Consider the following 13,132-nt stretch of genomic DNA (forward strand, 5'->3'; position numbering starts at 1 on the left):
TGCCATACGGGGGAAGCGGGATGAACTGAGGTGAACGGGGGGAGGGGGCGAGCCGGAAGCGGCCCGCCCCCTCCGATCGAGTGACGTAACTGCCCTGCGTGCGGGCCTACTTCACCGCACCCGCCATCACCCCGGACACGAACTGCCGCTGGAACGCGAAGAACACGGCCAGCGGGATCACCATCGAGATGAAGGCGCCCGGGGCGAGGATCTCGATGTTGCTGCCGAACTGCCGCACCTGCTGCTGCAGGGCGACCGTGAGCGGCTGGGAGCCCGAGTCGGAGAACACCAGGGCGACCAGCATGTCGTTCCACACCCACAGGAACTGGAAGATCCCCAGCGACGCGATCGCCGGCGCGCCCAGCGGCAGGACGACCGTCAGGAACAGCCGGGCCTCCCCGGCGCCGTCCAGCCGCGCCGCCTCCAGGAGCTCCCGGGGGATCTCCGCGAAGAAGTTGCGCAACAGGAAGATCGCGAACGGCAGTCCGAAGCCGACGTGGAACAGGATGACGCCGATGATGTCGCCGAAGATCCCCAGGTCGCGGAAGAGACCGGACAGGGGGATGAGGGCCACCTGCACCGGCACCACCAGCAGCCCCACCACGACCATGAACCACCAGTCGCGGCCCTTGAAGTCCATCCACGCGAACGCGTACCCGGCCATCGCGCCGACGAGGATCACCAGGAGCGTCGACGGCACCGTGATCCAGATCGTGTTGAACAGGGAGTGGGTGATGTCGTCGTTCTCGAGCAGCGACTCGTAGCTCTTCGCGGTCAGTTGGGCGGGCGCCGAGAAGACCTTCCACCAGCCCGAGGAGGCGATGTCGGTCGGCTCACGGAACGAGGAGACCAGCAGGCCGAGCGTCGGCACCAGCCAGAACAGGGCCACCAGCAGCAGGAAGACGCGCAGCGCGCCGCCCGCCGCACCGCTCGCCACCCGGGAGGCGAGCGACCGCCTGGCCTGTACGGCGGTGCCGGGCACGGGAGCTTTGGGCGCAGGAGTGCCCGACGCGGGTGTGTCGAGAGCGGTCACCGCTGACGCTCCTTCCTCAGGCGCCGGATGTTGACCCACATCACCGGCAGGACGAGCAGCAGTAGGACGACACCGAGCGCGCTGCCCAGGCCCTCGTTGCCGCCGCCGCCGAACGACACGAGATACAGCTGCAGCGCGAGGACGGTCGCGTCGTCCTGACTGGGCTGCGGCGCGATGATGTAGACGAGGTCGAAGATCTTCATCACGTTGATCATCAGCGTGACGAGGACGACGACCAGGACCGGTGCCAGCAGCGGCACGGTGACCCTGCGGAACACCTGCCACTCGTTGGCGCCGTCCACGCGGGCCGCCTCCAGCAGGTTGCGGTCCACGCCGGCGAGCCCCGCCGCGATCAGCACCATCGCGAAGCCCGCCCACATCCACACGTACGCGCCCATGATGGCCGGGGTCACGAGGGTCGGGCCGAGCCAGTCGATGCCGTTGTACGGCGCCGCGAAGTTCGAGCCGGGGAGCCGGAGTTTCGCTCCGTCCGCGGACTCGGGGAGTCGGAAGGTGCCGTCGGCGCCGCTGGTCGCGGAGGCGACGACCTTGCCGTCCTTCACCGCCTCGACCTTGACGCCCTTCAGCGCCTTCTCGCCCGGGTCGATCCTGCCCTTCTCCCCGCCGCCGCCCAGCTTGAAGTCCAGCCAGACGGTGCCGGTGACGCCGTCGCCCGTCGCCGCCCTGGCGTCCTCAGGGGTGCCGGGCAGCTTGTTGGGCGCGATGCCGACCAGCGGGAGCAGGGCCGGGGTGCCCGCCGTGACCGTGCCGGTCGAGGTGAACGAGCCGCCGCCCGACGCCTTCAGGTCGCTGACCTGCGCGTTGGGGCGTGCTTTCGGATACACCGACGAGTCGGCGAACACGTCGTGCACGGACGTGACCACCGCGTTCGCCACGCCCTGGTCCGGGTCCGCCTCGTAGACCAGCCGGAAGATGATGCCCGCGGCGAGCATCGAGATCGCCATCGGCATGAAGATGATCAGCTTGAACGCCGTTCCCCAGCGCACCCGTTCGGTGAGGACGGCGAAGATCAGACCGAGCGCGGTGACGATCGCCGGGGCGACGGCCACCCAGATCGCCGTGTTCCGCAGGGCTTTCAGATTTGAGTCGTCGGAGAAGATGTCGACGTAGTTGTCGAGCCCGACGAAGCCCGAGCCGTCCGCGTCGAACAGGCTGCGCCAGACCGAGTACCCGATCGGGTAGACCACGAGCGCCCCGAGCAGCACCAGCGCGGGCAGCAGGAACAGCACCGCCACCCACAGCCGGGTGCCCGTCACGCTCTTGCGCGGGGGGACGGGGGGCGTCGGCAGCACGCCGGCGCCCTCCGTCGACTTCGCAACGGCTTCCGCCATGCCGGGTTGTCAGCCGTTCCCGTAGGCCTTGGCCGCGTCCGCCTCCAGCTTGCGCTGGGCGCCCGCCACGTCCTTGGGGTTGCGCAGGAAGTCCTGCAGGTCCTTCCACTCGCCGACACCCTGGGTGCCGCCGAACGCCGCCGGAGCCTGGTCGGACATGTCGAAGCGGAAGTCGTCGCCCGCCGCGAGCAGCGCCTTGGCGATGTCACGGGTGACGTCGTCCTTGTAGGCCCCCTGGTCCATCTCCTTGTTGGGGGAGAGAAAACCGCCCTGCGCCGCCCAGATCTCCGCCGCGTCCGTCGACGCCAGGAACGTCAGCAGGGCCTGCGCGCCCTTGCTGTCCTTCAGCGCCACCGCCGCGTCGCCGCCGCTGACCACGGGGGAGTCGGAGCCGACCGCCGGGAACGGGAACACCTTGGCGTCCGTGCCCACCTTCGCCTTGGTGTCGGCGTTGATGTTCGCGGTCACGAAGTCACCCTCGAAGACCATCCCGGCCGGGGTGTCACCGGAGAACGTCTGGATGACCGACTTCGGGAACTCCGTCCCCAGCGCGCCCTTGCGGCCGCCCGCGATCAGTTCGTCCTTGCCCCACAGCTCGCCCAGCGTGGTCAGGGCATCCTTCACCGAGGGGTCCGTCCACTTGATCTTGTGCTGGGCCAGCTGGTCGTACTTCTCCGGTCCCGCCTGCGAGAGGTAGACGTTCTCGAACCAGTCGGTGAGCGTCCAGCCGTCCGCGCCGCCGATGGACACCGCGGGAGAGCCCGCGTCGGACAGCGTCTGCGCCGTCTGCAGGAACTCGTCCCAGGTCTTGGGGGTCTCGGTGATCCCCGCCGCCTCGAACGCCTGGGTGTTGTACCAGACCAGCGACTTGTTCGCGGCCTTCACATACGCCCCGTACTGCTTGCCCTTGTACGCCCCGAGGTCCACCCAGCCCTTCGAGAAGTTCTTCTCCAGCTGCTCCTGGGCCGCGCTGCCCAGCGGCTTGACCCAGCCCTTCTCGGCGAACTGGTGCAGCACGCCGACCTGGGGCAGGAACGCGACGTCCGGCGGCTTGCCGCCCTCGATCTTGGTACCGAGGAACGTGGAGGTGTTGTTGCCCGTCGGCACGAAGGTGACCGTGGCTCCCGTGCGCTTCTCGAACTCGTCCAGGACCTTGGTGAAGTTCTCCTGCTCCGGGCCCGTCCAGACCGCCGCGACCTCGAGCTTCTGACCGTCCAGCTTGGGCAGTTGGACGGTGACCTTGCTGTCGCTGTCGTTGCCCGTGCCGCCGCCGTCCTTGCCGCCTCCGTCGTCGTCACCGCCGCACGCGGTGAGGGAGAGGGCGAGAACGCCCGCCGCGAGGGCGGCAACGGCCTTGGCGGCTCCGGGTCTTCCGGGTTTCCTGTGTGGTGGCGTGTGCTTGAGCGACTTACGTGTCCGAAGAGTGCTGCGCATCACTGCCCCGTTCTTCGTTCTTCGTCGAACGTCCGAGCGCTGTCCCGTGGCACTGGTCTACGCCGGGTCACTGGGGGCGGCAAGAGCGCCTGCCGAGTCAAGTCGGTGATCGTAACCGCCTCGTGACGTGGAATCAGGCGGGGTGCGTCGATCACGGACGTGGTGTGCAGCCTGTCCCCCGCAGCCGAGCGATGGTGGATCAGCCGGTCACGGAAACGTCGCTCGCGGCCGTTACAGCAGTGAAGGCACCTCCGTCGCCGAGACCTCGCGGGCCGCGCGCTCCAGGGCGCTGGCCAGGAGGGCCAGGTCCGTCGGGCCGTTGCCCAGCTCGCGGACCGGGCGGCGGGTCGGGGGGTCGCCCATGCGGGTCCAGTCCAGGGGGACGACCGTGGGGCGGAGCGTGGCCGTGCGGGGAATGCGGCCCGTGACCCGGCCGGCCTGGAAGGGCGTGGCGCGGTCGGGGGCTGGGTGACCAGGGGAGGGGTGGCCGGGGTGTCCGTTGTCCCGGATCGTCAGTCTGCCGCGTCCCGGTGCCGGTTCGTCCGGGCCCTGCGAGGGTGCCTCCAGGGTGACGTGGAGTGTGGCCGCGCGGGCGAGGTCGGTCTCCGCCGTACGGGTGCCGCCGGAGGTGGTGGCGACCAGGTGCACACCGAGGCGGGCACCCTCGCGGGCCACGGCCTCCAGGGCCCTCATGACGGAACCGGCCGCGGGGCGGCCCGGCGAACCGAGCGGCGGCGACAGCAGCGCGTCGAGGTCGTCCACGATCACCACCAGGCGGGCGAGCGGCGGACCGGGGTCGGTGCGCTCACGGGACGCGGGCGGGCGCAGTCGCAGAGTGGAACTGGGAGGTGTGTCCAGGTCGTCGGCACCGGACGAGGCACCGGCACCGGGGGAGACGCCGGACGGGCCGGTGGACGGCGCCTCCGGCGCGCTCGCCGTCGCCGTGCCCTTCGCCGAGCGCTGGGCGACCACGCGGCCCGACGCTCCCCGCTGGGTGTGCCACGCCATGAAGTCGAGACGGCCGAGCAGCTCCGCACGGCGTTTGAGCTCGGCGCTCAGGGACTGCGCGAACTCCCGCATACGGACCGGGTCGTGGGCCGCCAGATACGTGCCGACGTGCGGGAGGTCGGTGCACACGCCCAGCCCGTCACCCGGGCGGGGGCCGTGGCCGCTGCCGCTGCTGTCCCGTCCGTCCACGAGGGCGATGCCGAGCCGGTCGGGGCGCTCGGCGGCGGCCAGCGAGGCGGCGATGGAGCGCAGCAGCTCCGTGCGGCCGCTGCCGGACGGGCCCTCGATCAGCAGGTGGGGGCCATCGGCGGCGAGGTCCGCGCACACGGGCCCGCGCGGACCGGCGCCGAGCACGGCCCAGGCCCGCCCGCCGACCGTCTGCGCGTCGTCGGCCGCGTCGGCCCAACGCGCCATCAGGGACGCCGGAGTGGCCCGCGCCAGCCCCAACTCGTCCAGCAGCCGCGCCGACTGGGGCAACGGCGCCGACACGCGCGGGTGCCGCTCCGAGAGGGCGCCGTCCGACCGCAACGGCGCCAGCGCCCGCGCGAACCGCTCGGCCCACGCCGCCGAGACCGCGTCGACCGCGGCCACGGTGCCGGGGGATATGGGGCCGGAGGGAGAGGGACCACCGGCGGGGTGACGGGTGCCGGTGGCCGCAGGGGGGCGCTCGGCCGGGTCCGGGCGCCTGGCGTCGGCGGTGTCGGCGGGCAGGTGGCCCATCAGGTTGAGGTGGGTGCGGCTCCCGTGCTCGGTGGGGGCACGGCTCGCCATGGCCGACGGTGTGTGGTCGGTGGCGCGTGTGGGCGTGTGGGCGGGGTCGGACACGCGCGCGTGGTGCTGCGGGGGCTCGGGGTGTGCCTGCCGCGCGGGCTCTCCCGCCGTGTGCGCTGCGGAACGGGCCGGAGCGACCCGCATCAGCCGCAGCGCCGTGGCGACGTCCCCGCTCAGCAGGGCGACGGCCCCGCACTCGCGGAACGCGGGCGACACCCCGCACGCGGCCTCGTACGTCTCCGACACCGGCGACGCGGGCGACGCGGCCTCCGTCTCGGCGAGGCACACGACGTGGATGCCCGCCACCGGTCCCCGCACCGCCAGCCTCGCGACGGCCTTCCGTACGTCGGCTCCGCCCGGGTCGCCGTCCACGATCACCACCGTGTACGGCCCGGGGAAGCCGGCGTCCGCCGGGTCGTCGTCCCGCGCCCAGGAGGGCCGGCGCACCGGGCGCCTGCCGGGGGCGTCGTCACTCTCGCCGCCCGGGTCGCCGATGCCCGTCGCGCCGTACGGGCTGTACGAGCCGTTTCCGCCGTACGTGCCGTTTCCGCTGTACGCGCCGTTCGGGCCGGTCGTGCCGCGCGCGCCCGCCGCATCGACCCCGTGTGCTCCCGTGTCCGCCAGGTGGTCCTCCAGGCGGCGCAACAGCTCGTCGGTGCGCGCGGTGGCCTGGTCGCGGTCGTACGCCAGGAGCAGGCGGCAGTCCTGGCCGTGCCCCGGGCGGACGTGGGGGAGCCAGCCGAGCCAGGACCAGTCGGCCGTGCGCTCGTCGGCGGGGCGGGAGCGGTCCGCGCTGATCAGGACCAGCTCCAGGGCGTCGGGCGAGTGCAGCGCGGCGAGCTGTGCCACTACCGCTCGGGCCAGGCCCAGCAGCCGCGCGCGTGGCCCGGCGAGTCCCAGTGCGCCGACCTCGCGCAACCCGGCGGTCACCGGCACCGCGGGCAGCAGTCCCGAGCCGTCGGGCGCCGCCCGGTCGGCCGTGCCCAGCCGGACCGTCAGCGCCTCCGGGTGCTCCGGACCCCGCTCCCACAGCCGGGGGCCCGGGCCGAGCGCCGTGAGCAGCAGCGCGGCGGGGTCCGGCCACTTCTCCGGGGCCTGCGTCACCGCGGCGGGGGGCTCCTCGGAAAAGTCGTCCTCGTCCGTCTCGTACGGGTCGGTCCCCTCGCCCGTCTGGTCGCCGCGTCCGCCGGCCAGCCGGCGGGCCCAGGCCGAGAGGCCGCCGCGCTTGCGGGGCTCCCGCGGCAGGTCCGTACCTCGCACGGGGGTGCCCTTTCGGGTGCCGCCCGGCCCGGGGACGTCGTCGGGCCGGACCGGGGGCCGGGTGCCGGGGGCCGCCGTACCGCCCTGAGACGCCGTACCGCTCACCGGGGTGGAGCTGCCCAGGGCCGCCGGGCTGCCGGGAACCGTCGCGCGCCCGGTGGACGCCCGCCCTTCCGGGGAGGCCACGCCCTCCGGGGACCGCGGACCTCCCTGAGTCGTCGAACGGGCGGCTCCGGGGGGCGTGGAGCGGTCCGCGGGCGTGGTGCCCTGGCCGGTCCCCGCCGCGCCGCCCCCACCACGAGCGCTGCTCTCGATCCGGGGCGCCCCGCCCTGCCCCGGGACCACCGGCCCGCTGCCACCGCCGGCCGCGCCGCCGCTGATCACCCGCACGTGCCCTTCCCCGTCGGGCGCCGTCCCCGGCGCCCCGGAGCAGGCACCGATGCCGCCGGGCGGCGTCAGCCGCAGGGCCGACTCGCCGATGCGCAGCAGCGCGCCCGGAGTGAGGCGCACCGGGCGGTCGCCCACACGGGCGCCGTCGAGCGTCGTGCCGTTCGTGGAGCCGAGGTCGGTGACCGAGACGCGGCCGTCCTCGGCGACCGTCACCGCGCAGTGCAGGCGGGAGACGTCCGGGTCGTCGAGAGGGACGTCCGCGTCGGCGGAGCGGCCGATCCGGATCCTGCCGCCGTGCAGGAAGTGGACGCCGCCCGCGTCCGGGCCCGCCACCACGTGCAGCCGGGGCGCCGACTCGTCCACCTCGGGTCCGGGCTCCGGGGCGCCCAGGGACAGCACGGCGCCGTCGACCAACGGGGGCTCGCCCAGCGTGCAGCGCTGGGTGTCCAGCCGCTCCGCGCCCGCGTACAGCACGACGGTCCCGCCGCCGTGGTCCCGGCCGCGCTCCGGCTGGGCGGAGGAGGAGCCCCCGTCCCCGCCGGCCGCCGACGCGAGACCGGACGCCACCGCCGCCAGCGCGGTCCCCGCCGGTGCCGTCACCAGCACATCGCAGGCCGTGGCACGTCCCCGCGGCTCCGAGGACGGCCCCAGCGGGTCTACGACGGTCAGCCGGATCTGCATCGCCGTCAGCGGTCCCTTCCGCGCGGGCACCCGCGGCGGGGACGGACGAGCCTGCGCGGTCCCCACCGCAGACTTCCCCCACCCCACACGGGCACATCGGCCAGTACTGAAGGCATCCTCGCACCTGCCACTGACAACGTGCCCGCCTTCGAGGGGCAAGTGATCTTGATTGGTCGGCTCTGCCCGCAAAAGTGCCTGACCAGTGGACAGCGGATGCCCGCTCGGTGCCCGCTTGAGATCGGTCACGTTCGCCCGGTGGCAACCAACGGCCCGCCGGAGAGCGTCTTTCTGTCGAACACGTACGGGAATGCCGTCGAACGCGCTGGGGAAGGCGTACGTACTCGCAGGCGGCGCGCGCACCGTCGTCCGAGCAGGTGCGTGCGGCAGAGCACAGAGCCACGACACCCCGGTTCGCCGGACGGCGGCACTACAGTGGGGCGGAACACCCGAATCCCCGGCAGGACCGGTGGAATCACCAGCAGACAAGCGACACCGACCAGGCAAGCAAGCAACAGGGAGCCCATGACGTGCGGCCGGTAGGGAGCAAGTACCTCCTGGAGGAGCCGCTGGGACGCGGCGCCACAGGCACAGTCTGGCGCGCCCGCCAGCGGGAGACCGCGGGGGCCGAGGCGGCCGTCCCGGGCCACCCCGGGGAGACCGTGGCGATCAAGGTCCTCAAGGAGGAGCTCGCGGGCGACGCGGACATCGTGATGCGGTTCCTGCGGGAGCGCTCCGTGCTGCTCCGCCTCACGCACCCGAACATCGTGCGGGTGCGGGACCTCGTCGTCGAGGGTGATCTGCTGGCGCTGGTCATGGACCTCGTCGACGGCCCGGACCTGCACCGCTACCTGCGTGAGAACGGCCCGTTCTCGCCCGTCGCCGCCGCCCTGCTCACCGCCCAGATCGCCGACGCGCTCGCCGCCAGCCACGCCGACGGTGTGGTCCACCGCGACCTGAAGCCCGCGAACGTCCTGCTGAAGCAGGAGGGCGGTCAGATGCACCCGATGCTGACCGACTTCGGCATCGCGCGCCTCGCCGACTCCCCGGGTCTGACCAGGACCAGCGAGTTCGTCGGCACGCCCGCGTACGTCGCCCCCGAGGGCGCCGAGGGCCGTCCCCAGACGTCCGCCGTCGACATCTACGGCGCCGGGATCATGATGTACGAGCTGGTCACCGGGCGTCCGCCGTTCGGCGGCGGCTCCGCGCTCGAAGTGCTGCACCAGCACCTCAGCGCCGAGCCGCGCCGCCCGTCCACCGTCCCGGACCCGCTGTGGACGGTCATCGAGCGCTGCCTGCGCAAGAGCCCGGAGGAGCGGCCCAGCGCCGAGAGCCTCGCGCGCGGGCTGCGGGTCGTCGCCGAGGGCATCGGCGTCCACGCGAACGCCGCGCAGATCGCCGCCGCCGAGGGCGTGGGCGCCCTCCTCGCCCCGGACCCGGCCCCCGCTCCCGTACCGGGCACGCCCGCACCGTTCGGCTCGGCCGACCCCACCCAGGTCCTGCCGCACAACGCGGGCACGTACGACCCGAACGCGGCGACCAGCGTGATGCAGCACACCTCGGGCCCGGCGGGCGCGGCCGACCCCACGGCCGTCCTCCCGAACCGCGGCGCCGCCGACCCGACGGCCGTCATGCCGTCGATGCCGCCGAACCAGCCCGGCCAGCCGGGGCAGGGCGGCGGACCCGAGGACCCGCACCCCTGGCAGAATCAGCTCCGCGCGGCCCGCGACCGCAACGAGCAGACGCAGGTGCAGTACCTCGACCCGAGCGAGGACCCGCTGCGCCGCCGCCCCCAGCGGCAGGTCGCGCGACCGCCCCAGCAGCCACCGCAGGGCCGGCGTCCGCAAGCGCCGCCGCCCGGGCAGGACTACGGCTACCCGCAGCAGCAGCCCCAGCGGCAGCCCCAGCGGCAGGCACCCCCGCCGCCCCAGCCGCAGCGGTACGCGCCGCCTCCTCCGCAGCAGCAGCCCCAGAGGCCCGCGCCGCGCCCGCAGCGCGAGCCTCGTGAGCCCCGGCAGCCGCGACAGCGCAGCGCCAACCCGATGCGCATCCCCGGGCTCGGCTGCCTCAAGGGATGCCTCTTCACGATCGTCATCCTGTTCGTGGCGGGCTGGCTGGTCTGGGAGTTCAGCCCGCTCCAGGGGTGGATCGGGACGACCAAGGGCTACTGGGAGCAGCTCTCGACCTGGGTCGGCGACATCACCGGATGGATCGAGAAACTGGGCGAGAACTCCTCGGGCACGGGCGAGAAGCCCGCGGGCCAGTAGCCCGCCGCACGCTCCCGCTGCCCGCTGCCGCCGCATGCTCCGGCTCCGGCTCCGGCTTTGGCTTTGGCTTCCGGTTCGTCTCGTACCTCATGTTCGTCTCCTACGTGGTTTCGTGCGCCCGCGATGCGTCGCCGAGGTTGGTGATTTGTCGACATCTGACGGGTGATTTCCGTCTCCGCGGTGAAGGTTGGCTCGTCGGACGCGTAGTTTTAGCGACAACACGCGTCCGTAGGAGCAGTCTTGGCACGGAAGATCGGGAGCCGGTACACCGCGAACCAGATTCTGGGGCGGGGCAGCGCCGGCACGGTGTGGCTGGGTGAGGGGCCGGAGGGGCCCGTCGCCATCAAGCTGCTGCGCGAGGACCTCGCCTCCGACCAGGAGCTCGTGGGGCGCTTCGTCCAGGAGCGCACGGCGCTGCTGGGTCTCGACCACCCGAACGTGGTGTCCGTACGGGACCTCGTGGTGGACGGCAACGACCTGGCGCTCGTCATGGACCTGGTCCGCGGCACGGACCTGCGCACCCGCCTCGACCGCGAGCGGCGGATGGCACCCGCGGCGGCCGTCGCGATAGTGGCCGACATCGCGGACGGGCTGGCGGCGGCCCACGCGGCCGGGGTCGTGCACCGCGACGTGAAGCCGGAGAACGTGCTGCTGGACATGCAGGGCCCGCTGGGCCCGGGCGGCGCGCACCCGGCCCTCCTCACGGACTTCGGTGTCGCGAAGCTGATCGACTCCCCGCGTCGTACGCGCGCCACGAAGATCATCGGCACGCCGGACTACCTGGCCCCGGAGATCGTGGAGGGCCTGCCGCCCCGGGCCGCCGTCGACATCTACGCGCTGGCGACGGTGCTGTACGAGCTGCTGGCGGGCTTCACGCCGTTCGGCGGCGGGCACCCCGGGGCGGTACTGCGCCGGCACGTCACGGAGACCGTGGTCCCCCTCCCCGGCATCCCGGAGGAGCTGTGGCAACTGCTCGTGCAGTGCCTGGCCAAGGCGCCGGCCTCGCGGCTGCGGGCCTCGGAGCTGGGCGCTCGGTTGCGGGAACAGTTGCCGTCCCTGGCCGGGATGCCGCCGCTGGACGTGGACGAACCGGACGCGGAGCCGGAGGAGTACGAGGAGGAGACGGAGCCGGCCGCGCCCCGCGAGCGGGTGCGGCGGGGGGCCGTACCCCTGGTGCCGGGGGCCAAGCCCGACTCGAACCGGGACACCCACACGTCGATGCGCGTGCCCGGACCGGACGAGCTGGCCGGGGGTGCGCGGGGAACGGCTCGTGCGCCTCGGGCGGCCGGGGCTCCGCGACCGGGGTCGGCCCGTCACCGGGCCCAGACCCGGCGGCGGCGGATCACGCTCGGTGCGGCGGCGGTGGTGCTGGTCGCCGTCGTGGGGGTGGGGACCTGGGCCGCCACGTCCGGCGACGACTCGGGGGGCGCGCCCACGGACACGGAGAACTCGACGCCTGCGTCTCCGTGACGGGTGGGTGGGCCGGGGTTGTTCCGCCCCCGCCGCCCCTACCCGTCCCATCCCCAGGGGCGCTGCCCCTTCGACCCCGCCAAGGGGGCTGCGCCCCCTGGACCCCCGTCCTTTCGGGGCTCCGCCCCGGACCCCGTTTCGGGGGCCGGCCCCCGGACCCCCGCTCCTCAAACGCCGGAGGGGCTGGGTTTCCAGCCCGTCCGGCGTTTGAAGACGAGGCCGAAGGCCGATACGCGGGAGTCTGGGGGCGCAGCCCCCAGGGATGGAACGGGTGGGGGCGGCGGGGGCGAGGAAACAAGTCCGCCCAGCCGCAGGCGCCCGGGTCGGGTCGGTTGCCACAGCCGTTACGCTGGGAGGCGTGGCAGTCGTCGATGTATCCGAAGAGCTCAAGTCCCTCTCCTCGACCATGGAGTCGATCGAGGCCGTCCTGGACCTCGACAAGCTGAGGGCAGACATCGCCGTGCTCGAGGAGCAGGCGGCCGCGCCGTCCCTGTGGGACAACCCCGAAGAGGCGCAGAAGATCACCAGCAGGCTGAGCCACCTCCAGGCGGAGGTGCGGAAGGCCGAGGCTCTCCGCGGTCGCATCGACGACCTCGGTGTCCTCTTCGAGATGGCCGAGGAGGAGGACGACCCGGACACCCGCGCCGAGGCCGAGGCAGAGCTCGCACTCGTCAGGAAGGCGCTGGACGAGATGGAGGTCCGGACGCTGCTCAGCGGGGAGTACGACGCCCGCGAGGCGCTCGTCAACATCCGCGCCGAGGCGGGCGGCGTCGACGCCGCCGACTTCGCCGAGAAGCTCCAGCGGATGTACCTGCGCTGGGCCGAGCAGCACGGCTACAAGACCGAGGTCTACGAGACGTCGTACGCGGAGGAGGCGGGCATCAAGTCCACCACCTTCGCCGTGCAGGTGCCGTACGCGTACGGGACGTTGTCCGTCGAGCAGGGGACCCACCGGCTCGTCCGCATCTCCCCGTTCGACAACCAGGGGCGCAGGCAGACCTCCTTCGCGGGAGTCGAGGTCCTTCCCGTCGTCGAGCAGTCCGACCACGTCGAGATCGACGAGAGCGAGCTGCGCATCGACGTCTACCGGTCCTCCGGGCCCGGCGGGCAGGGCGTCAACACCACCGACTCCGCCGTGCGGATCACGCACATCCCCACCGGCATCGTCGTCTCCTGTCAGAACGAGCGGTCGCAGATCCAGAACAAGGCCACGGCCATGAACGTGCTGCAGGCCAAGCTGCTGGAGCGGCGCCGGCAGGAGGAGCAGGCCAAGATGGACGCCCTGAAGGGCGACGGCGGCAACTCCTGGGGCAACCAGATGCGTTCGTACGTCCTGCACCCGTACCAGATGGTCAAGGACCTGCGCACGGAGCACGAAGTCGGCAACCCGGAAGCCGTGTTCAACGGTGAGATCGACGGCTTCCTGGAGGCCGGCATTCGCTGGCGCAAGCAGCAGGAGAAGTAGCGCC

7 protein-coding genes are annotated in these 13,132 nt (G+C 73.1%); 3 read left to right on the forward strand and 4 right to left on the reverse strand.

Going from position 1 to position 13,132, the window contains the following annotated elements:
- Positions 1-106: 106 nt before the first annotated feature.
- The 4 genes from ACZ49J_RS33095 to ACZ49J_RS33110 all read right to left on the reverse strand — a co-directional run bounded on the left by ACZ49J_RS33095 (position 107) and on the right by ACZ49J_RS33110 (position 7,929).
- Complete coding sequence (locus tag ACZ49J_RS33095) at positions 107-1,033, reverse strand: carbohydrate ABC transporter permease (protein ID WP_467450289.1); 927 nt, start codon at positions 1,031-1,033, stop codon at positions 107-109.
- Positions 1,030-2,385 carry a carbohydrate ABC transporter permease gene (locus ACZ49J_RS33100; protein WP_467450291.1) on the reverse strand — a complete coding sequence of 452 codons (1,356 nt, stop codon included), beginning with the start codon at positions 2,383-2,385 and terminating at the stop codon, positions 1,030-1,032. The genes ACZ49J_RS33095 and ACZ49J_RS33100 overlap by 4 nt, the downstream gene beginning before the upstream one ends.
- Positions 2,386-2,394: 9 nt before the next feature.
- Positions 2,395-3,819 (reverse strand): ABC transporter substrate-binding protein, encoded by a 1,425-nt coding sequence (locus tag ACZ49J_RS33105; protein WP_467450294.1) that lies wholly within the window; start codon positions 3,817-3,819, stop codon positions 2,395-2,397.
- 231 nt (positions 3,820-4,050) lie between these two features.
- Positions 4,051-7,929 carry an FHA domain-containing protein gene (locus ACZ49J_RS33110; RefSeq protein WP_467450296.1) on the reverse strand — a complete coding sequence of 1,293 codons (3,879 nt, stop codon included), beginning with the start codon at positions 7,927-7,929 and terminating at the stop codon, positions 4,051-4,053.
- Positions 7,930-8,456: 527 nt separating this feature from the next.
- Here ACZ49J_RS33110 and ACZ49J_RS33115 point away from each other — a divergent pair.
- The 3 genes from ACZ49J_RS33115 to prfB all read left to right on the forward strand — a co-directional run bounded on the left by ACZ49J_RS33115 (position 8,457) and on the right by prfB (position 13,128).
- Entirely contained in the window at positions 8,457-10,193 is a 1,737-nt protein-coding gene (locus ACZ49J_RS33115) for a serine/threonine-protein kinase (RefSeq protein ID WP_467450298.1), read from the forward strand.
- Between the two features lie 240 nt (positions 10,194-10,433).
- Positions 10,434-11,663: a serine/threonine-protein kinase gene (locus ACZ49J_RS33120; RefSeq protein ID WP_467450299.1), complete on the forward strand. Its 1,230-nt coding sequence runs from the start codon at positions 10,434-10,436 to the stop codon at positions 11,661-11,663.
- A gap of 358 nt (positions 11,664-12,021) precedes the next feature.
- Positions 12,022-13,128 carry a peptide chain release factor 2 gene (gene prfB, locus ACZ49J_RS33125; RefSeq protein WP_467450300.1) on the forward strand — a complete coding sequence of 369 codons (1,107 nt, stop codon included), beginning with the start codon at positions 12,022-12,024 and terminating at the stop codon, positions 13,126-13,128.
- Positions 13,129-13,132 lie beyond the last annotated feature (4 nt).

The sequence above is a fragment of the Streptomyces sp. NPDC030840 genome, assembly GCF_055572015.1.

Excerpts from the sequence above, each read along its gene's own strand:
- ACZ49J_RS33100 (WP_467450291.1), bottom strand. The coding sequence starts at position 2,385 with ATGGCGGAAGCCGTTGCGAAGTCGACGGAGGGCGCCGGCGTGCTGCCG.
- ACZ49J_RS33105 (WP_467450294.1), bottom strand. The coding sequence starts at position 3,819 with ATGCGCAGCACTCTTCGGACACGTAAGTCGCTCAAGCACACGCCACCA.
- ACZ49J_RS33110 (WP_467450296.1), bottom strand. The coding sequence starts at position 7,929 with ATGCAGATCCGGCTGACCGTCGTAGACCCGCTGGGGCCGTCCTCGGAG.